Origin of the sequence: Amycolatopsis sp. NPDC021455 (assembly GCF_040640995.1) — a bacterium.
In the GTDB taxonomy this organism is placed as follows: domain Bacteria; phylum Actinomycetota; class Actinomycetes; order Mycobacteriales; family Pseudonocardiaceae; genus Amycolatopsis.
Genome location: NZ_JBFACT010000009.1, coordinates 60,708 through 80,377 on the forward strand (window position 1 = coordinate 60,708; position 19,670 = coordinate 80,377).

22 protein-coding genes and 1 pseudogene are annotated in these 19,670 nt (G+C 71.2%); 12 read left to right on the forward strand and 11 right to left on the reverse strand.

Annotation, left to right across the window (positions count from 1 at the left end):
• Positions 1-5 precede the first annotated feature (5 nt).
• Both AB0G28_RS14665 and AB0G28_RS14670 read right to left on the reverse strand, forming a co-directional pair.
• Entirely contained in the window at positions 6-221 is a 216-nt protein-coding gene (locus AB0G28_RS14665; protein ID WP_361088220.1) for a hypothetical protein, read from the reverse strand.
• A 57-nt stretch (positions 222-278) separates the two neighbouring features.
• Positions 279-611: a hypothetical protein gene (locus AB0G28_RS14670; protein ID WP_361088222.1), complete on the reverse strand. Its 333-nt coding sequence runs from the start codon at positions 609-611 to the stop codon at positions 279-281.
• Between the two features lie 201 nt (positions 612-812).
• Here AB0G28_RS14670 and AB0G28_RS14675 point away from each other — a divergent pair, with 201 nt between their 5' ends.
• Positions 813-1,973, forward strand: coding sequence for a right-handed parallel beta-helix repeat-containing protein (locus tag AB0G28_RS14675; RefSeq protein ID WP_361088225.1), 1,161 nt, complete (start codon positions 813-815; stop codon positions 1,971-1,973).
• A gap of 45 nt (positions 1,974-2,018) precedes the next feature.
• Here the strand turns inward: AB0G28_RS14675 and AB0G28_RS14680 are convergent, their stop codons facing one another.
• On the reverse strand, positions 2,019-2,600 hold the full coding sequence (locus AB0G28_RS14680; RefSeq protein WP_361088228.1) for a helix-turn-helix domain-containing protein: 582 nt from the start codon (positions 2,598-2,600) through the stop codon (positions 2,019-2,021).
• A 76-nt stretch (positions 2,601-2,676) separates the two neighbouring features.
• Here AB0G28_RS14680 and AB0G28_RS14685 point away from each other — a divergent pair, with 76 nt between their 5' ends.
• Positions 2,677-3,588: an SDR family NAD(P)-dependent oxidoreductase gene (locus AB0G28_RS14685; RefSeq protein ID WP_361088231.1), complete on the forward strand. Its 912-nt coding sequence runs from the start codon at positions 2,677-2,679 to the stop codon at positions 3,586-3,588.
• Positions 3,589-3,653: 65 nt separating this feature from the next.
• Entirely contained in the window at positions 3,654-3,929 is a 276-nt protein-coding gene (locus AB0G28_RS14690; protein WP_361088234.1) for a YggT family protein, read from the forward strand.
• On the opposite strand, the gene AB0G28_RS14695 is transcribed toward AB0G28_RS14690, so the two are convergent.
• On the reverse strand, positions 3,926-4,585 hold the full coding sequence (locus tag AB0G28_RS14695) for a TetR family transcriptional regulator C-terminal domain-containing protein (protein WP_361088237.1): 660 nt from the start codon (positions 4,583-4,585) through the stop codon (positions 3,926-3,928). The two genes, AB0G28_RS14690 and AB0G28_RS14695, sit on opposite strands and share 4 nt — an antisense overlap.
• Positions 4,586-4,693: 108 nt before the next feature.
• On the opposite strand from AB0G28_RS14695, the gene AB0G28_RS14700 reads away from it, so the two are divergent.
• Positions 4,694-5,881 (forward strand): FAD-dependent monooxygenase, encoded by a 1,188-nt coding sequence (locus tag AB0G28_RS14700; RefSeq protein WP_361088240.1) that lies wholly within the window; start codon positions 4,694-4,696, stop codon positions 5,879-5,881.
• Between the two features lie 69 nt (positions 5,882-5,950).
• A pseudogene (locus tag AB0G28_RS14705) lies at positions 5,951-6,938 on the forward strand (MCE family protein).
• A 36-nt stretch (positions 6,939-6,974) separates the two neighbouring features.
• On the opposite strand, the gene AB0G28_RS14710 reads toward AB0G28_RS14705, so the two are convergent.
• Both AB0G28_RS14710 and AB0G28_RS14715 read right to left on the reverse strand, forming a co-directional pair.
• Positions 6,975-7,706 (reverse strand): class I SAM-dependent methyltransferase, encoded by a 732-nt coding sequence (locus AB0G28_RS14710; RefSeq protein WP_361088243.1) that lies wholly within the window; start codon positions 7,704-7,706, stop codon positions 6,975-6,977.
• Positions 7,706-8,623 carry a PAC2 family protein gene (locus tag AB0G28_RS14715; protein ID WP_361088246.1) on the reverse strand — a complete coding sequence of 306 codons (918 nt, stop codon included), beginning with the start codon at positions 8,621-8,623 and terminating at the stop codon, positions 7,706-7,708. Before AB0G28_RS14715 ends, AB0G28_RS14710 begins: the two co-directional genes overlap by 1 nt.
• A 172-nt stretch (positions 8,624-8,795) precedes the next feature.
• Here AB0G28_RS14715 and AB0G28_RS14720 point away from each other — a divergent pair, with 172 nt between their 5' ends.
• The 7 genes from AB0G28_RS14720 (at position 8,796) to AB0G28_RS14750 (ending at position 13,811) form a co-directional block, all read left to right on the forward strand.
• Positions 8,796-9,305, forward strand: coding sequence for a PH domain-containing protein (locus tag AB0G28_RS14720; RefSeq protein WP_361088249.1), 510 nt, complete (start codon positions 8,796-8,798; stop codon positions 9,303-9,305).
• Entirely contained in the window at positions 9,302-10,840 is a 1,539-nt protein-coding gene (locus AB0G28_RS14725) for a PH domain-containing protein (RefSeq protein WP_361088252.1), read from the forward strand. Before AB0G28_RS14720 ends, AB0G28_RS14725 begins: the two co-directional genes overlap by 4 nt.
• Positions 10,841-10,922: 82 nt before the next feature.
• Positions 10,923-11,630, forward strand: a complete 708-nt coding sequence (locus AB0G28_RS14730; RefSeq protein ID WP_361088255.1) for a family 16 glycoside hydrolase — start codon at positions 10,923-10,925, stop codon at positions 11,628-11,630.
• A 113-nt stretch (positions 11,631-11,743) separates the two neighbouring features.
• Entirely contained in the window at positions 11,744-12,529 is a 786-nt protein-coding gene (locus AB0G28_RS14735; protein ID WP_361088559.1) for an IclR family transcriptional regulator, read from the forward strand.
• Between the two features lie 31 nt (positions 12,530-12,560).
• The gene (locus tag AB0G28_RS14740; RefSeq protein ID WP_361088258.1) at positions 12,561-13,064 is read left to right on the forward strand and encodes a GNAT family N-acetyltransferase; all 504 of its coding nucleotides are present in this window, start codon (positions 12,561-12,563) and stop codon (positions 13,062-13,064) included.
• 133 nt (positions 13,065-13,197) lie between these two features.
• A complete protein-coding gene (locus tag AB0G28_RS14745; protein WP_004561810.1) occupies positions 13,198-13,395 on the forward strand; it encodes a hypothetical protein in 198 nt (65 codons plus the stop codon).
• Positions 13,374-13,811 (forward strand): VOC family protein, encoded by a 438-nt coding sequence (locus AB0G28_RS14750; RefSeq protein ID WP_361088261.1) that lies wholly within the window; start codon positions 13,374-13,376, stop codon positions 13,809-13,811. The genes AB0G28_RS14745 and AB0G28_RS14750 overlap by 22 nt, the downstream gene beginning before the upstream one ends.
• Before the next feature lie 122 nt (positions 13,812-13,933).
• Here AB0G28_RS14750 and AB0G28_RS14755 read toward each other — a convergent pair whose 3' ends face one another.
• From AB0G28_RS14755 to AB0G28_RS14775, 5 genes are all read right to left on the reverse strand, one after another.
• A complete protein-coding gene (locus AB0G28_RS14755) occupies positions 13,934-15,202 on the reverse strand; it encodes an aspartate aminotransferase family protein (protein ID WP_361088264.1) in 1,269 nt (422 codons plus the stop codon).
• 93 nt (positions 15,203-15,295) lie between these two features.
• The gene (locus AB0G28_RS14760) at positions 15,296-16,486 is read right to left on the reverse strand and encodes a CoA transferase (protein WP_361088267.1); all 1,191 of its coding nucleotides are present in this window, start codon (positions 16,484-16,486) and stop codon (positions 15,296-15,298) included.
• 5 nt (positions 16,487-16,491) lie between these two features.
• Complete coding sequence (locus AB0G28_RS14765) at positions 16,492-17,181, reverse strand: GntR family transcriptional regulator (RefSeq protein ID WP_361088270.1); 690 nt, start codon at positions 17,179-17,181, stop codon at positions 16,492-16,494.
• Between the two features lie 4 nt (positions 17,182-17,185).
• Positions 17,186-17,965: an SDR family oxidoreductase gene (locus AB0G28_RS14770; protein WP_361088273.1), complete on the reverse strand. Its 780-nt coding sequence runs from the start codon at positions 17,963-17,965 to the stop codon at positions 17,186-17,188.
• Positions 17,966-17,967: 2 nt separating this feature from the next.
• Positions 17,968-19,668: a hydantoinase B/oxoprolinase family protein gene (locus tag AB0G28_RS14775; RefSeq protein WP_361088561.1), complete on the reverse strand. Its 1,701-nt coding sequence runs from the start codon at positions 19,666-19,668 to the stop codon at positions 17,968-17,970.
• Between the last annotated feature and the right edge of the window lie 2 nt (positions 19,669-19,670).

Below are 19,670 nucleotides of genomic sequence, written 5' to 3' on the forward strand. Positions count from 1 at the left end.
AACGTTCATTCGCCGAACGTGCCGCCAAGGCAGCCCCGGTGCCGGTGCGGGTCATCCCCGGACACGCCGAAGCCCTCCCCGCCGAGGACAACAGCATCGACGTCGCCGCGGCCATCCGGGCCGCCGGGCTTCCGGGCCGCCGGGCTTCCGGGCCGCCGGGCTTCCGCATCGAGCACCTGGAACACGTCCACTACGCCCCACTGCGGTTCATCCCGCCCCACGACCCATGCGTGTGGGAGCGACCCCCAGCGAGAGCCGATTCGTGTCCGGGGCCGGGCTCACCCGGCTTGCTCGACGTGGAAGTAGCCGACCGGCTCGGGGCCTTCGGTGATCACGACGACGGTGCCCTCCTGGACCCGGTACGGGCCCGCGTTGTCGACCACGAGCCAGCGTCCCGCCGCGGCTGTCGCCCAGTTGCTGGGGTCGAAGTCGCCGAGCACGAACGACGCCATGCCGGAGCCGGCCGTTTGCGGCGGCACGAAGGCGTTCGCCGCGTAGACACCGCTCTCGCCCGGCCTTGGTGGGCCCGTGGTGCGGCCGCCTTGCTCGGGAGTCAGCCACACCACCCGGCCGCGGAACGGGAACGGGACGTCGTTCGGGAGCTTCGGCACCGGACGAGTATGCACCGCTCGACGCCGGCCCGGCCGCGCCCGCGGTGAAAGCGTTTTCAGTACAGACGACCCGCTTGGCCCACTCGGACCTCCGGTGCCCGGTGCTACCGTCGGCTCACCGAAGATCCCGTTCCCGCGCCAGCTGCCCGGGAGCGCTCTCGGATTCGGTTTTCCGCAATTCCTGCCCGCAAGGAGGCGTGCATGAGTTCGTACGGAAGCGTCAAGAAAGCGCTTACAGCAGCTGCCGCGCTGGTCACGATCGGCGCGCTCGCGCCGCCGTCGGCAGCCGCGGCCACCACTCTCTACGTGGCCCCCAACGGCAAGGACTCCGCCGCCGGCACGCAGGCGGACCCGACGACACTGCCGTCCGCACTCGGCCGCATCACCGCCGGCGGCACCATCTCGCTGCGGGGTGGCACTTATTCCTACGCCCAGACCGTCACCATCGCACCCGCGAACAGCGGCACGTCGAGCGCGCGCAAGACGTTGTCCGCCTACCCCGGCGAGACGCCCGTGCTCAACTTCTCGGCCATGAAGGAGGACCCGGCCAACCGCGGTCTCGCCGTCAACGGCTCCTACTGGCGCGTCGCCGGGATCGTCGTCGAACGCGCCGGGGACAACGGGATCTTCGTCGGCGGGAGCAACAACGTCATCGAACGGGTCGTCACGCGCTTCAACCGCGATTCCGGGCTGCAGATCTCGCGGATCGCGTCGAGCACGCCGAAGGACCAGTGGCCGTCGAACAACCTCGTCGTGAGCTCCGAATCCCACGACAACGCCGACTCCGACGGCGAGGACGCCGACGGGTTCGCCGCGAAACTCACCGCCGGTCCCGGGAACGTCTTCCGCTACGACGTCTCCCACAACAACATCGACGACGGCTGGGACCTCTACACCAAGACCGACACCGGTCCCATCGGCCCGGTGACCATCGAGGACTCGCTCGCCTACGCCAACGGCACCCTCAGCAACGGCACCGTCAACAAGAACGGCGACCGCAACGGCTACAAGCTCGGCGGCGACAAGATCGCGGTCGACCACATCGTCCGGCGCGACATCGCCTACCGCAACGGCCACCACGGGTTCACCTACAACAGCAACCCCGGGACGATTTCCGTTTCCGACAACGTCGGCATCGACAACGCCGAACGCAACTTCTCCTTCGACGCCGGCACGTCGGTGTTCCGCAACGACACTTCCTGCCGCTTCGCCAGTGGCGGCTCGAACGACAAGACCGTCGGCAGCGTCGACAGCTCGGACCAGTTCTGGACCGGCAAGAACGGCTCCCGGTGCTCGTCGTACGCCGGCACGATGAAGTGGTCCTTCGCCTCGGACGGCCGGCTCGTGGTCACCTTCGGCTGACAGCGGACGCCGTGAACGACCGTTCACGTCGACGTGAACGGTCGTTCACGGCACCTGCCGCAGCAGGACCGCGAAGGCGTCGTCCACCGCCGGCCCCAGTGCCACCGGGTCGGCACCCGCCACCGCGTGGCCCGCGCGGAAGCACGCCAGCGCGACGTGCGCCGCCAGCGACGCCTCCGCGGGCGCCATCCCCCGCGCCGTCAGGAGGTCCGCCATCGCCTCCGCCAGGTTCAGCAGCTTCCGCTCGCCGCGGTCGTGCAGCTCTTCGTTCTCCGCCACCAGCTTTTCGTGCAGCCGGTACCGCTCCCGGTCCGCCGTCACCGCCTGGCACATCACCTCGACCGCCAGCCGGGCCTCCTCGATCGCCTCGCGGAACGACGGCGGCCCGGGCGCGGGCGGCGAGGCCGCACGGAGGCCGTCGAGCAGGCTCTGCTCCTCGGCGAACAGCACCTCCTGCTTGTCGCCGAAGTAGCGGAAGAACGTCGTGCGGCCCACTTCCGCGCGTTCGGCGATCTCCGTCACCGTCACGTCCGCGAACCCCCGCTCGGCGAACAGCGCGTACGCCGCGTCGACGATCGCCTCCCGGGCTCGGCGCTTCTTGCGCTCGCGGAGCGGCACCTCGGTCATGGGCGCATCCTAGCGACGCCGGACCCGATGCCTTACGGTACTCAGTACCAGTTGGTATCGAGTTCGAGGAGCGGCCGTGGAGACCCTGCTGATGACCGGGGCGAGCCGGGGACTGGGCCGGATCGCCGCCGAAAAGATCCTCCGGGAGCGGCCGGACATCCACCTCGTCGTGACCGCGCGCGCCGGAACACTCGCCGACGACCTGACGCGCAGCACCGGCAACCCGAACGTGACGGCGCTGACGTGCGACCTCGCGTCCGGGCGATCGGTCCGAGCCGCCGCGGAGGTCCTGGCCGGCCGCCTCGACAGCGGTGCGCTGCCGCCGTTGCACGGCTTCATCGGCAACGCCGGCCTGCAGCTGACGAGCCGCGCCCGCGCCACCGAAGCCGGCATCGAGCCGACCTTCGCCGTGAACGTCCTGGCCAACCACCTCTTGGTGCGCCTGCTGTGGTCCCGGTTCACCGCACCGGGCCGGATCGTGCTGGTCGGCAGCGACACCCACTTCGGCGACCTGCGGCACAACCTCGGCATGGTGCCCGCGCCGCGCTGGGAGCCCGTCGCCGACCTCGCCCGTCCCCGCCCGGACGCGCGCACCGCCACCGACGGGCGCCGGGCTTACTCGACCAGCAAGTTAACCATCGTTTACCTCGTGCACGCCCTGGCCCGGCGGCTGCCGGACGGCATCGACGTCTACACCTTCAACCCCGGTTACGTCCCCGGCACCGGGCTCGTCCGCGATGCCGGCCCGGCCGTCCGCTTCCTGTCGCGCACGCTGCTGCGTGCCCTCACCGCGACTCCGCTCGCCCTGTCCGCCGCCGCGGCGGGCGCGTTGCTCGCCGAGGCCGCCGTCGGCCCGCGTCCTGGTGAGAGCGGCGCCTACATCGACCGCCACAGGGTGACCGCGTCCGCGCCGGCGTCCTACGACCACGACCGCGAAGAGGAGCTTTGGCGCGGGCTGTGCGCGCTGGATCCTGTTGAAATGCTGTGAACCGGACAGAACTGGCACTCCCCGCGCCGCCCGTGCGTTCTCAGGGAGAGAAGAACGGAGGGATCATGGGTGCCTTGGGGACGCTGCTGGGGTTCGCGCTGAGCCTGTACCTGCTCGTGCTGATCGCGCGGATGGTGCTCGACTGGATCGGGATGGTGGCCGACACCCCGCCGTGGGCGCGGCGCGCCCGCGGCCTGGCCTACGCCGCCACCGAGCCGGTGATCGGGCCGGTCCGGCGGGTCGTGCGGCCGGTGCGGATCGGCGGGATTTCGCTCGATCTGGCCTTTACGCTGGTCTTCATCGGCGTGATCGTGCTGCGCGGGATCGTGTACGCCCTCTAAAGCGAGCCGCGGAAACCCGCGGACAGCCGGTCGACGCTGCGCTCCAGCTCGGCGCGGAGCCCGCGCAGGTCGACGCCGTCGGGGTCGATCAGCGCCTCCATCGAGATCCCGCGCAGCTGCGCGAGCAGCGCCGACGCGTACGAATCGGGGTCGTGGACGCCGGTGATCGACCCGTCCGCGACGCCGCTGGCCACGGTCTGGGCGATGGCGAACCGGAACCGGCGGTCGGCCTCCGTCAACGCGCCGCGGAGGGCCGAGTACTCCGCCGCCGCGTCGCCCCAGAGGGCCAGGAACGCCTGGTTGAGCGTCGGCATCGTGCGGATCAGCTCGAAGATGATGTCCAGGAGCGCGCGCAGCATGTCCATCGGCGTCGCGGTGGCCGCACCCGTCCGGGCCGCCACCGCTTCGCTGTAGGCCTTGGTGAACTCTTCGACGGCGTGCTCGACCAGCCGCCGCCCGAGCCCGTCCTTGTCGCCGAAGTGCTGGAAGACCACGGACCGCGCGTAGCCGGACCGGGCGCAGACGGCCCCGATCTTCAGCCTGCCGAACCCTTCGTCGGCGATGAGATGCGCGGCGGCGGCCAAGATGCGCGCCTCGACGATCTCCTCGCCGTCTTCCTGGATCCGGCCTGCGGCGGAGCGGTCCACCCGCGTCATGTTAGCGACTGCAACCGCACGCGCCACCGGCCGTAAGCGGATGGTGCGGAAACCGTCAGCGGCCGCGGGCAGCCTCGGGTCAGCACAGCGACCCGAGAGGAACTGAAGATGACCGCCAAGACCGTGCTCGTCTCCGGAGCCGGCATCGCCGGCCCGTCCGCCGCCCACTGGCTGCACCGCGTCGGCTACCGCGTGACCGTCGTCGAGGCCGCGCCCGGCCTGCGGCCCGGCGGCCAGGCCGTCGACTTCCGCGGCGAACAGGTGAAGCTGCTGAACGCCATGGGCGTCCTCGACGACGTCCGCCGGTACGAGACGGCGATGGGTGACCAGACCGTGCTCGGCCTGGACGCGCGTCCCCTGATGACCGTGCCCGGCGCCGCCTGGAGCGGGGAGGTCGAGATCCTGCGCGGCGACCTCGCGCGGATCCTGTACGAGCACACCGCCGGCCACACCGAATACGTCTTCGGCGACCGCGTGACGGCCCTCGCCGAGACGGCGGACGGCGTCGAGGTCACCTTCCGCCACGGCGCGCCGCGGAAGTTCGACCTGGTCGTCGGGGCCGACGGCGTGCACTCCGGGGTGCGGGCCGCCGCCTTCGGGCCGGAGCGGGACTTCCGGCGCGACCTGGGCTTCGGCATCGCCGGGTTCACCGCGCCGAACCACCTGGGCCTGGACCACACGAGCGTGATGTACAACGAGCCCGGCCGCGGCCTCAGCGTGGGCAGCCACCGGCTGCCGGACCGCCTGCACGTCGGCCTGGTCTTCGCCGCGGACGGCGTGGAGTTCCCCCGGAAGACGGCCGACCAGCGCGCGCTCGTCGCGCGGCTGTTCGCGGACACCGGCTGGGAGACACCGAAACTCCTCGAGGCGCTGCCGACGGCCGACGACCTCTACGTCGACTCGATCAGCCAGGTCCACCTCGACCGCTGGGCGAAGGGCCGGGTCGTGCTGCTCGGCGACGCCGCCTGGTGCGCCGGGCCCGGCGGCTCCGGCACCGGGCTCGCGATGATGGGTGCCCAGGTGCTGGCCGGCGAGCTCGCGGCGGCCGGCGGCGACCACGTGACGGCGTTCGCGAAGTACGAGGCGCGGCTGCGCAAGCCGGCCGCGGTCGGGCAGAAGAACGGCAAGGGGTCCGGCAACTTCCTCGCGCCGCGCACGGCCGCGAAGATCCGCGGCCGCAACCGCGCCTACCGGATGCTGACCACACGGCTGTTCGGCAGCATCTTCCTCAAGATGACCGACCGGGCGGCCAACGCGATCGAATACCGCGAGTACCCCGCGCTCACCGCCGCCTGAAGTGCCGATCTTCGTCTCATCGGGGGACTCCGGTGGCGGCCCGGCGTGGCGTGCGTCACTCTTGACGCCATGTCAATACGCCGGGCCTCCGACGCTCCGGTCAGGACGGCGCTTGTCGGCCTGGCGGTGCTGGCCCTGGGCGTACTCACCGCGCTCAACGCGCGCTCCCTGCCGGTCATCGGCGACGGGACGACCTACTCCGCCGAGTTCGGCGAAGCAGCCGGGCTGATCGAGGGCAACGACGTCCGGGTCGCCGGTGTCGAGGTCGGCCACGTCTCGGACATCCGGCTGAGCGGTGCCCACGTCCTGGTTTCGTTCAAGGTCAAGGGCGCGTGGCTGGGCGACGCGACGGGCGCGGCGATCCGGCTGAAGACCGTGCTGGGCCAGAAGTACCTCGCCCTGGACCCGCGGGGCGACGGAACGCTCGACCCGGCGAAGCCGATCCCGCGGGCACGGACCAGCGTGCCCTACGACGTCCTCGCGGCGTTCGGCGAGTTGTCGTCCACTGTGGACCAGATCGACACCGGCCGGCTGGCGAAGAGCTTCGACACGCTGTCGGCGACGCTGGCGAACACGCCGCAGAGCGTCCGCGCCGCGCTCACCGGACTGTCCCGGCTCTCGGACACGCTCGCCACCCGTGACCACCAGCTCGCCACGCTGCTCGGCAACACGCGGGTTGTCTCCCAGACGCTCGTCGACCGCGACGCGGCCGTGCAACAGCTCCTGGACGACGGAAACCAGCTGCTCGCCGAGGTGAGCAACCGCGAAACGGCGATCAGCGCGTTGCTCGACGGCTCACGGCAGCTCGCGGCCGAGCTGTCCGGGCTGATCAGCGACAACGACACGCGGATCGGCCCGCTGCTCACCCAGCTCGACCAGCTGACGTCGATGCTGCAGCGCAACCAGGACGCGCTGGCCGCCGGCATCAAGGCGTTCGCCCCGCTGGTCCGGCTCGGCACGAACATCGCCGGCAGCGGCCCGGTGGATCGACGGCTACCTGTGCGGGCTCCTCCTGCCGTCGTTCGGCCCGCTCAACGAGGAAGGCTGCCACGGCTGACGAACCGGACGTCCACTGTGTACTGACCACGAGCGGCTAGGCCACGATGAGCCGGAAGCCCGCGTCCCACTCCGGGAGGTCCAGCAAGTCGGCGTGCTCCGCGTGCCAGCGGCCGGACTCCAGGTCCGCCCGCAGCCGGGCGATTCCGCGATCCACCGCGGCCGGCGCCGTCTGCGCGAGCGCCGAGCACGACCGCCGCACCACCGGGTCGAGGTAGGCCTCCGGACGCCGCCAGTACGCCGGGAAGACGCCGTCGGTGAAGTCCCACGGCACCGGCAGCTCGATCACCGAAGCCGCGTCCAGGTACTCCGCGATCTCCGGTGCGGACGGCCTCGACGCTTCCAGCGCGGCGACCTCCGGTACGTACTGCCGCACGAACCAGAAGTCGTTGTGCAGCGCGGTGTCGTAGGCCAGGACGACCTGGCGGCGCGCGACCCGGCGCAGTTCGTCGAGGCCGCGCCGCCAGCCGGGCCAGTGGTGCACGGTCAGCACCGCCAAAGCGGCGTCGAACGTCCCGGCGGCGAACGGCAACGCCTCCGCGACCGCCCGCACCACCGGCGCGGCGCCGGGACGGCGTTGCCGGACCATCTCCGCCGACGGCTCGACCGCGGTCACCCGCCGCCCGGGCGGCTCGTACGACCCCGTCCCGGACCCGACGTCCAGCACCGTGGTCGCGGAGCCGAGCGCGCCGAGCACCGGCGCGAGCCAGCGCGGGTCCGTCCGCCTCCCCAGCGTGTAGCCGACGCCGATCTCGTCGTAGCGCGTCATCAGCGCTCGGGCCCGTCGCCGCCGTTCTGCTCGGCGAGGAACCGCTCGAACTGCGACCCCAGCTCCTCCGCGGTCGGCATGTGCTCGACCGACTCCGCGAGCAGGCTGCCCCGCGCGGAGGCCTCGATGAACGTGTCGTACTGCCGCTCCAGCGCGCGGACGACGTCGGCGATCTCGTCGGACTCGGCGACCTGGCGGTTGATTTCGGCGTCGGCCAGGTCCGCGGCCGCGCGCAGCTCGCCCTCGGCCAGGTTCAGCCCGGTCGCGCGGCTCAGCGCGTCCAGCACGATCAGCGACGCGGCGGGGTACGTCGACTGCGCGAGGTAGTGCGGCACGTGCGCGGCGAAGCCGACGGCGTCGTGGCCCCACTCGCCGAGCCGGTACTCCAGCAGCGCGGCGACGCTGCCCGGCACCTGCAGCCGGTTGGGCAGCGGCTGGTGCTCGCCGACCAGGTCCTTGCGGGTGGCGTGCGCGGTGACGCCGAGCGGGCGCGTGTGCGGTGCCCCCATCGGGATGCCGTGGAACCCGGCGGTCAGCCGGACGCCCCAGCGCTCGACGAGGTTGCGGACCGCGCGGCAGAAGCGCTCCCAGTCGTGGTCCGGCTCCGGGCCGGACAGCAGCAGGAACGGCGTCCCGTCGCCGTCGTGCAGCAGGTGCACGACGAGTTCCGGCGCGTCGTAGTCCTCCCAGTGGTCGACCGCGTAGGTCATCGTCGGCCGCCGCGAGCGGTAGTCGATGAGCCGGTCGACGTCGAACCGGGCGATCACCCGGTGCTCTCCGCCCAGCAGGTGCTCCGCCAGCAGACGGCCCGCCGAGCCGGCGTCCATGAACCCTTCGAAGTGGTGCAGCAGCACCGCCCCGGTCAAGTCGGGGACGTCCGAATCCACCTCGTACAGGTCGTCGGGATCGAGTCCCACGGGTCCTCCTGCTTTCCGACATGCCAACGCTTCAAGCACAACACAGCCCGACCGGGATTCCATTCCTCCGTCGGTGTCGCCGATCGTAACGGCCCGCGATCGAAGCCGAACCGGCTCGGCAACATGACATATGTCGTGGGCACGCAAGCCGCCGATCGGGCACGCTTGAGCGGTGAGCGAACACACCACGAACACGGCGTTGCGGCTGCGCCCGCCGGCGCACCGGGTCAGCCGCCGGGCCATCGGCTACTGGACGGTGGCCGCCTCGATCCTGTGGATCATCCTGATCGGCGTGCAGACGCTCATCGTCGTGACCAGCGACGACGCGCCGTCGTTCCTGACCGTGACGCTGGTGATCTCCGGCATACTCGCCCCGCTGCACCTGATCGTCATGCCGCAGTGGCGGTACCGCGTGCACCGCTGGGAGGTCACCGGCGAGGCCGTCTACACCCAGTCGGGCTGGCTGAAGCAGGAGTGGCGGATCGCGCCGGTGTCGCGGATCCAGACCGTCGACATCGAGCGCGACCCCTTCGAGCAGCTGTTCGGGCTGGCGAAGATCACCGTGACGACGGCGTCGGCGGCCGGCCCGCTGCGCATCGCGGGCCTGGCGCACGACCGGGCGCTGGCGCTGGCCGACGAGCTGACGAAGACCACTCAGGCGGTACGCGGGGACGCCACATGAGCAGCACCGAAGCGGTCGTGACGCCGCCGGCCGAGGGCACGCAGGACGCGCCGTGGCACCACCTCGACCGGCGGATGCTGCTCATCCGGCCCGTGCTGGACCTGGTGAAGTCGCTGCCGGTGCTGCTGGGCGCGCTGCTGTTCGGCCACGGCGAGCCTTGGCAGTGGATCGGTCTCGTCTTCACCGCGATCGCCGTGTTCACCGGGGTCTCCCACGTGCTGACCTCGCGCTACCGGATCACCGAGTCGCAGGTCGAGTGGCGCACCGGGCTGCTGCAGCGCAAGCACCGGGCCGTCCCGCGCGACCGGATCCGCACGGTCGACGTCACCTCCGAGCCGAAGCACCGGCTGTTCTCCCTCGCCGCCGCGCGGATCGGCACCGGGCGGCATTCGCACGGCAAGGGACCGGGCAAGGACGAGCTCGTCCTGGACGCCGTCACCATCGCCGAGGCCCAGCGGCTGCGGACGCTCCTGCTGCACCGGAAGGAGACCGTGGCGGCGGAGACCGCCGCCGCGCCGCCCGAGCAGCTGATCGCCGCGGTCGACAAGCGGTGGCTGCGGTACGCGCCGTTCACGCTGTCCGGGCTGGCCGTGGTGGGCGCCGCCGTCGGCACCGTCTACCACTTCGCGCACGAGCTGCACTTCGACCCCATCCAGTTCTCGCTGGTCCAGACGGTCGTCGGGCACTTCGCCGACACCCCGGTGTGGCTGAGCCTGGTGCTCGCCGCCGCCGGCCTGCTGGTGCTCGTGTCGCTGTTGTCGGTCGGCGGGTACGTGCTGTCGTTCTGGAACTTCCGGCTCACCCGCGAGCCCGCCGGCACGCTGCACATCCGGCGCGGGCTGATCACGACCCGGTCGGTGTCGATCGAGGAGGAGCGCCTGCGCGGCGCCGAAATCCGCGAGCCGCTGCCGCTGCGGCTGGCCGGCGGCGCGCGCTGCGTCGCCATCGCCGCCGGCCTGCGGGAGGGCAAGAGCGCGGACAAGGGCGGCGGCCTGCTGCTGCCGCCCGCCCCGCTCGCGCGGGCGCACGAAGTCGTCGCGGAAGTGCTCGGCGAGGACCCGGTCGCGACGCCGCTCACGCGTCACCCGCGCCGGGCGCTGTACCGGCGGCTTTCACGGGCCGTCGTCAGCGTGCTGCTGCTCGCCGCCGCGCTCTACGGGCTGGCGTGGCTCGGCGCGCTCCCGGACTGGCCGTGGCAGGCCGCGCTCGTGCTGGTGCCGTTCGCCGCGCTCGTCGGCTGGGACCGCTACCGCGGCCTCGGGCACGCCTTCACCGGCCGCTACCTCGTCACGCGTTCGGGCTCGCTCGACCGCGGCACGGCGGCGGTGCGCAGCGACGGGATGACCGGCGTCGTCGTCGAACGCTCGTACTTCCAGCGCCGGGCCGGGCTCGTCACGGTGATCGCGCCGGTGGCCGCGGGCAAGGGCAAGTACCACGTGGTCGACGTCGGCGAGAGCGACGGGCTGGCGCTGGCCGACCGGGCCGTCCCGGGCCTGCTGACGCCGTTCCTGACCGGTGAGCGGGACCGCGGTTGACGGTTCACCGGCGCGGCTCGTAGCGTGCATTCCGCCGTCCGAAAACCTCGACCGCAGTTCGCGTTCACGAGAGGACGGCAAGATGTTCCGGAAGCTCTTCGGTGTGCTGGCCGCGGCGATCGCCGTGGCTTCGGCGCTCGCGCCCACCGCGGCGGCCGCGGCAGTCGTCACCGAAAACCCCTACGGCGACCCGAACCTGGTCTCGATGTTCGACGGAACCGACCTGAGCCCGTGGACGTCGTCGAAACCCGGTTTGTGGTCGGCGAAGAACGGGGTGATCCACGGAAACGGCACCGCCCGCGGCTGGTTGTACTACAACAAACAGCAGGTCGGAACGTTTCGGTGGATATTCAATGTCCGGCAGGTCAAGGGCAACCACAAACCGACCGTGCTGATCTGGGGCACCACCGACCCGATCCGCGACGCGCTGAGCGCCATCCAGTTCCAGCCGCCCAACGGCGGGCACTGGGACTACCGGCCGGGCCACAACGACGGCGGCGGGAAACTGTTCAAGCAGCTGTCCCACACCACGATCGACATCAAGAAGTGGGCGCAGTGCGAGCTGATCGGCGACATGACCACCGGCGTCGCCCGGATGGCGTGCTGCCCGCTCACGGGAACGGCCGTCACCTGCAAGGGCGTCGAGGTGCTGCAGTTCACCGACAAGACCGCCGGGCGCGTCGGCCCGCTCGCGCTGCAGGTGCACAACTCCGGGATCCAGGACGAGTACCGCGGACTCTACGTCGAGTCACCGGTGGTGACGAAACCGGGCGAGTTCCTCACGATGTGAACCCTCGAAAAGCGGCCGGCCATCGGGATTGCTGGCCTTCCTTTCACACAACGTGCTAATTTATTCACCCCGTGTGATAGCGAAGGTCGTTTTTGTCTCACCGAGAGGTCATGATGACGCCTGCCGTCAGTGCCGTCGACGGTTCCGCCACCACTTCCCCGCGCCGCACCCCGGGTGCCAGCAGTTCCCGCAAGGTCCTCCAGCTGCTGCTGGCCTTTTCGGAGCGCCGGTGGGAAGCCAGCGTCGCCGAGCTCGCCGCGACGATCGGCACCCCGGTCGCGACGACCTACCGGTACGTGGCCCTCCTCAAGGAGCTGCAGCTGCTCGAGGAGGGCCGCGCCGGGCACTACCACCTGACCAGCCAGGTGATGCCGCTGGCACGGGCCGCGCAGCTGGCGAACGACCTCGTGCGGCTGGCGAGGCCGTCGATGGAGGAAGCCGCACGGGAGCTCGGCGAGACGGTGATGCTGTTCCAGCAGTTCGGCGACACCGCCGTGTGCGCGGACCGCGTCGAGTGCGACCGCGCCATGCGGTTCACGTTCGAGCCCGGGCATTCGATCCCGCTCGGCCTCGGCGCGTCCGGCAAGATGCTGCTCGCGCTGCTGCCCGAGATGGAACGTGAACGGCGGTTAACCTCGATCGTCGACCGGCACGGTCCTGCCGTGCGCGACGAGCTTAAGCACGCTCTGGAGTACCGGTTTTCGGTCAGTTCCGGGGAGATCGACGAAGGCGTCTGGGCGTGTTCGGTGCCGGTGCCGACGATCGGCAGGCGGCCGACCGTGCTGAGCATGGCGGGCCCGGCCGCCCGGATCACCGAAGAAGCCCGGCACACCGCGATCACCACGCTGCGGGAGTACGCGATCCGCATCGAGCGGACGATCGCCTCTTATTCGCTGTGAAAACGCCGGCCGGGCGCGTAGAACTGCCCGGGTGATCCGGCTCGCGCGTCCCGACGACCTGCCCGCGCTGATCGACGTCGAACGCGAGGCGGGCGCCCTCTTCCGCGACGTCGGCATGACGGCGATCGCCGACGACGATCCCGGCTCGGTGGCCGAGCTGGCGGTGTACCAGTCCGACGGCCGCGCGTGGGTGAGCGTCGACGCCGCCGACCGGCCGGTGGCCTACCTGGTCGCGGAGGTCGTCGACGGGCACGCGCACATCGAGCAGGTCTCGGTCCGGCCGTCGTACGCGCGGCGCGGGCTGGGCAGCGCGCTGATCGAGACGCTCGCCGGGTGGGCTCGTTCCCGTGGGCTGCCGGCGTTGACGCTGACGACGTTCGCGGCGGTGCCGTGGAACGCGCCCTACTACGAGCGGCTGCGCTTCCGGGTCCTGCCGGAGGCGGAGCTCGGCGACGGGCTGCGCGCGATCCGCCGGGCCGAGGCCACCCGCGGCCTGGACACCTGGCCGCGGGTCGCCATGATTCGGCCGCTCTGACCTGCGGTTTCTTTTCGTGCTCCCCTACTAGGGGGAGAGAGTGGCGCGAGTGGTCGAACATGTGTTCTACTGTGCTCGCCGGTCCCGGAGGGGGAAGCTCCTGGGCCGGCCCCACAGACTTCGGGAGGTTGTTGTGGCGGTCAAGATCACCCACCTGACGAACGGCCAGCAGGTCCGGTTCGCCAACGCCGACGGCGCGCGCCGCTACGCCGAGATCATGGGCGGCGGCGTGGACAAGTGGCGCTTCACGGTCGTGCCCGAGGACCCGATGCTCCGGAAAATGTCGGACTCGGTCGTTAACGTGCCGGTATGGCGCATGACTTCCAGGTAGTGGTGGATACGGCCGACCCGCACGTGCTCGCGGACTGGTGGGCCGAGACGCTCGGCTGGCCGGTGGAACCGACGGACGAGGACTTCATCCGCGAGATGATCGCGAAGGGGTACGCGAAGGAGGAGGAAACCCGGACCTACCGCGGCGCGCTGGTCTGGAGATCGGGGGCGGCGATCCGCCACCCGGACTCACCACCGGACGGCCCGCCGAAGCGGATCCTCTTCCAGGAGGTACCCGAACCGAAGACGGTGAAGAACAGGCTGCACATCGACGTGTGGGTCGGCGCGGACAACGTCGAGGCGACGCTTGAGAAGCTGACATCACGCGGCGCCGAGTTCCTTCACCGCGGGAGGCAGGGACCACACAGCTGGGTGACAGTGGCGGACCCGGAGGGCAACGAGTTCTGCATCTCGTGAGACATCGGCAAGCCGGCGGCGAACTGGGGGTCGCCGCCGGCTCGCCGTGAGTTCCGGCCCCAATCACGCGAGACCCGGGCCCGATCACGCCGAACCCGGGCCCCGTCACGTGGCCACAGACGTCAGACTTGCGCCGCCAACCGCTCCAAAGCCTTCGGCAACGCCGACGCCAGCAGGTCCAGCTCCGGCTCCGCCGCGACCAACGGCGGCGACACCGCGACACCCCGCCCCAGGTTGCGCACGATCACGCCCTCGTCGCGGCAGGCCCGCTGCAGCTTCACCGGCGCACCGGGGTCGGCGTCGACGACCTCCGCCGCCAGCTCCACCGCCGCCAGGAAGCCCAAGCCCGCGCGCACCTCTGCCACCAGCGAGTGCTCGGCCACTCCCGACACCGCGTCGGCCAGCGGTTTCTCCAGTTCGCGGCCACGGGGGATCAGCCCGTCGCGCTCGTAGATGTCCAGGGTCGCCAGGCCCGCCGCGCACGCGACCGGGTGACCCGCGTACGTCGCGCCGTGGCGGAAGATCGGCGCGCCCGGCGCGCCCGTGAAGAACGGCTCCGCCACCCGCGGCGCCACGATCAGCGCGCCCAGCGGGATCGTGCCGCCGGTGATGCCCTTCGCCGTCGTGATCAGGTCCGGCCGGACCGGCCAGCGGTCGATGCCGAACCACGTGCCGAGCCTGCCCCACGCCGCGATCACGCAGTCGGCCACGAACAGCACGTCGTGGCGGCGGCAGATCGCCGCCACCTCCTCGAGGTAGCCCTCCGGCGGCAGCAGCACGCCACCCGCGCCGATCACCGGCTCGCAGAAGAACGCCGCGACGCGCGAAGCGCCGACTCGCTGGATCTCCGCCTCCAACGCCGTCGCGCTGTCGTACGGGACGTGCGAGAAGTCCGGTGGCTGCGGGCCGAAGCCCGCCGCGTTCGCCGGGATGCCGCCGACCGCCGTGCCGAAGCCGTGCGTGCCGTGGTAGCCCTGCGCCCGGCCGATCACGTGCACCTTCTCCGGACGGCCGGTGTGCGCGAAGTACGCCCGCGCGAGCTTCACCGCCGTGTCGATGACGTCACCGCCGCCCGAGCCGAAGAACACCTTCGACCCCGGCTCCGGCGCCAGTTCGGCGACGCGGTCGGCCAGCTCGATCGCCGGCTGGTTCGCGTTGTAGCCGAACAGGTTGTACGAGTCGAGCGTCCGCAGCTGCCGGGTGACGGCTTCGGTGATCTCGGGACGTCCGTGGCCGAAGTTCGCGTACCAGAGCGACGCGGTCGCGTCGAAGTACCGGCGGCCGGCGTCGTCCCAGACGTACGAGCCCTCGCCGCGGGTGATGACCATCCGGTCGCCGTCGACCGCGCCCATGTCGGCGAACGGGTGCCAGAGGGCGTGCTGTGCTGCCATCGGTCCTCCTCAATCCTGTCCCCATCCCTACCAGGGCGGAGCGGGAAGCGCGAACACTCCATCGTGCACAGTTCGCGATTCCGGACTGGCCGGTCAGTCCAGGAACCCGGCGATCTCCTCGGCGGAGTAGCCCAGCTCCGCGAGGACTTCCGCGGTGTGCTGGCCCAGCGTCGGGGGTGCCGACGCCGGCCGGGCCGGGGTGTCCGACGCCTTCACCGGGAACCCGGTGCCGACGTACGTCCCCACCGCCGGGTGCGGCAGCCGCACCACCTGCTCGCGCGCGGCCGTCCACGGGTCCGCGTAGACGTCGTCGATCTCGTTGATCGGGGCCGCCGGGATGCCCGCCGCGTCGAAGTCCTTCAGCCACTCCGCCGCCGGGCGCGCCCGCAGCACCGGCTCGAGCAGCGAGTTCAGCTCCTCGCGGTGCGCCGATCGTGAAGCGTTCGACGAAAACCGCGGATCGGCGGCGATGTCCAGGCCGAGCACCGCGCAGAACGCGTGCCACAGCTTTTCGCTGCCGACCGCGATGATCAGCCAGCCGTCCGCGACGTGGTACGCCTGGTACGGCACGATGCTCGGGTGCGCCGAGCCCATCCGGCGCGGCCGCGGCGTGTCGTAGAAGTGCGCGCCCGCGGCGTAGACGTGCCACGCCAGCTGACTGTCCAAAAGGGATACGTCGAGGTACTGGCCGCGGCCCGTCGTGTGCCGGGCCTGCAGCGCCATCAGCACCGCGATGATCGCCCACGTCCCCGCGTTCAGGTCCGCCACCGGCAGCCCGACCTTCGCCGGCGCGCCGTCGGGCTCGCCGGTCAGCGACATCACGCCGCCGAGCGCCTGCGCCACCAGGTCGTAACCCGCGCGGTCGCGGTACGGCCCGGTCTGCCCGAACCCGGTGATCGACACGTGGATCAGCCGGGGGTTGAGCGAAGACAGCACGTCGTACCCGATCCCCCACTTCTCGAGCGTGCCCGGCCGGAAGTTCTCGACGAGCACGTCGGCGTCCGTGACCAGCCGCCGGAGGGCTTCGCGCCCGCGGTCGCTCTTCAGGTCGAGCACGATCCCGCGCTTGTTCCGGTTCGCGGCGAGGTAGTAGACGGCCTCGCCGCCGACGAACGGCGGCCCCCAGCCGCGGGTGTCGTCGCCGTGCCCCGGCGGCTCGACCTTGACCACGTCCGCGCCCATCTCGCCGAGGTACTGGGTGCAGTACGGCCCCGCGAGGATGCGTGACAGGTCGACGACCTTGATCCCGTCCAGCGGGCGGAATCCGGCACGGTCGGCAGGCATCGACGTCACTCCACTCTCCCTGCGCTGAGCTCCAGCAGGCGGGCTTCGGCGTCGCGGAGGTAGCGGTCGAGGACCGCCTCCGCGGCGTCGAACCGGCCGCGGCGCAGGTCACGCAGGATTTCGTCGTGGCAGCGGAGGAACGGCTCGTAGAACTCGCGTGTGTTCTCGTTCAGCACGAAGAAAAGCCGCGTTTCGGCGAGCACCTGGCGCATCGTCGCGGAGAGACGCTCACTGCCGGCCAGGTCCGCGAGGGCCTGGTGGAAGTGGATGCTGGCGGTGCCGACCGCCGGCCAGTCCTCGGCCGCCGCGGCCACCCGGCCCTCACGGAGGGCACGCTCCACTGCGGACAGATCCACAGTGGACAGCTCGGCGGCCCGGCGCAGCGCACCGCATTCGGTGGCACGGCGGACGACGTAGAGGTCCGCGATGTCCTCCGTGGTCAGTTCGCGCACGAATACGCCGCGGTTCAGCTCGTGCACGGCCAGCCGTTCGTGGGCCAGCAGCTGGAACGACTCGCGCAGGGTGTTGCGCGAGACGCCGAGTGCCGAGCTGATCACCGGCTCCGAGAGCCGTTCACCGGGGGCGAAGACGCCGTCGGTGATGTACTGGCGCAGGATGGCCGCGACGCGCTCGGCCGTGCCGCTGCGCATCAGCTGGTGCCGCTCGCTCTCCAGCCCCGAGGCATCGACGGTCACGGCACTACCTGACGCCGAGTTCGAAATCGAGACTGTAGCGGTTGCCCGGCATCGCACCCGCGGCCTTCGCGCCGTCGATCGGCAGCACGACGCCGTTGACGAACCGCGACTCGTCGCTCGCCAGGAACACCACGGCCTTCGCGACCTCCCAGGCCTCGCCGACGCGCGCGGCGGGCGTGCTGGCGACGAGCTGGTGCTGCTTGGTCTCGAACTCCTCCGGCGACGCGAGGGTGCCGCGCAGCATGTCGGTGTCGATCGCGCCCGGGTTCACCGTGTTGGCGCGGATGCCCTGGTGCGCGTGCGCGACGGCGATCGACTTCGTCAGCCCGACCAGCGCGTGCTTGGTGGCGTTGTACACCGGGTCGCCGGGACGGCCCATCACGCCGCCGTTCGACGACGTCGTGATGATGCTGCCGGCCTTCTGCTCGATCATGTGCGGCAGGACGGCGCGGGTGCCGAGGAAGGCGGCGCGCACGTTCAGCGCGAAGATGTTGTCGAACTCGGCCAGCGTGGTGTCCACCAGGGACTTCCCGAGGTGGATGCCGACGTTGTTGAACAGCACGTCGATGCGGCCCGCCTCGGCGATGACGCCGTCGACGAACGCGCCGACCTGCTCTTCGTCCGTGGCGTCCACGATGGAGTAACCGGGTATCTCTTCGACGGGCTCACGGATGTCGGAAGCGAACACCGTCGCGCCCTCGGCGAGGAACTCCTTCACCGTGGCGAGACCGATGCCCCGCGCGCCGCCGAAGACGACCGCCACTTTACCGGCCAACCGACCCATGTTCACTGCCCTGCTCTCAGTCGTGCTGTCTGCTCTTCGTCCACCGCGTAGTCCCCGGGGAGCCGGACGAGCGCGTCCGGCTGCCCGAGGTACCGCACTTCGACGCCGTACACCTCGCGCGCCGCTTCCGCCGAGACGTAACCCTCGACGACGTCGGCGAGCACGGCCGCCACCGGCCGCTCGCGCGGCGGCCCGTACCCACCACCGCCGGGCAACGTGACGTCCACGACGGACTCGGGCGTCAGCGTCACGCGGCTCTTCGCGGGCAGGTCCGCGCCGCCGTGCAAGCCGAACCGGCCGGCCGCACCAGGGCATCCACCGTCCACGCCGGACGCGGCGGCGCGCACCCGGTCGACGTTCCCGTTGACGCTCCAGGAAGTCACGCCGAGTGCGCCCATCGTGGTCACCTGTCCGAGTCCGCCGCGGAACCGGCCCGCGCCGCCGGAGTCGGTCCGCAGCGCGCGGGAGTGCTGGACGAGCGGCGCCATGGTCTCGATCACCTCGGTCGGCGTCGAGCGCAGTCCACTCGGGAATCCCGTGGTGTTCAGGCCGTCCTTGTCCACGCGGGCGCCCATGCCGCCGGTCTGGAAGACGTTGAGCATGAACCCGGGGCCGCGCCAGATGGTCATCCACAGCGCGTCCGCGCTCGGCGCGATCGCCGTCCGGGGCAGGGCGCCGATCAGCAGCGACGGCAGGAAGTGCCCGATCAGGTGCCGAGACGCGACCGGCGCCGGCGGCAGGCAGTTCAGCACCGAACCTTCGGGCGCGGTGACGTGCACCGGCCGGAACGACCCGGCGTTGTGCGGCACCTCCGGCGAGATCGCCGCCTTGACCGCGAACGACGCGTACGCCCGCGTGTAGTTCAGGACGACGTTGATCCCGCGACGGCTCTGCGGCGACGAGCCCGCGAAGTCGAGGCTGATCTCGTCACCGTCCACAGTGGCCGTCACGCGCAGGACGACGTCTTCGTCGTCGAAGCCGTCGGTGATGATCTCGTTCGTGTACGTCCCGTCCGGCAGTTCGCGCAGCGCGTCGCGCAAGGCCTTTTCGGACCGGTTCATGATCTCGGCGGCGACGTCGTCGAGGGTGTCGAGGCCGAACTCGTCCAGCAGGCGCAGCAGGCTCGCCGCGCCGACTTCGTTGCCGGTGACCTGCGCGTACAGGTCGCCGATGGTCTCCTCCGGCGTCCGGACGTTCGCCCGGATCAGCCGTTCCAGGTCGGCGTTGACCTCGCCCGCGCGCAGGAACTTCATGATCGGCAGCCGCAAGCCCTCTTCGAAGACCTCGTGGGCCTCGGCCGACACCAGCCGCCCGCCGATGTCGGGCGCGTGGCAGCACGACGCGAACCACGCGACCAGCCTGCCGTGCCGGAACACCGGGGTCGCCACCGTGATGTCGTTGATCTGCCCGGCCGTCTGCCACGGGTCGTTGGTCAGCAGCACGTCCCCGGGTTCGAGCGTCTCCGGCGGGTACGCGGCGGCGAAGTGGTGCATGCCGGTCGCCATCGCGTTGATGTGTCCCGGCGTGCCGCCGACGGACTGGCCGATCATCTCGCCGCGCGAGTCGAACACGGCGCACGCCAGGTCGAGCGATTCCCGCACCACCGCGGAGAAGGCCGTGTTGACCAGCGCGTTCTGCTGCTCGGCGAGGATCGAGTGCAGGCGGTTGCCGAACAGCCCGACGACGATCGGGTCGGTGCCCATTG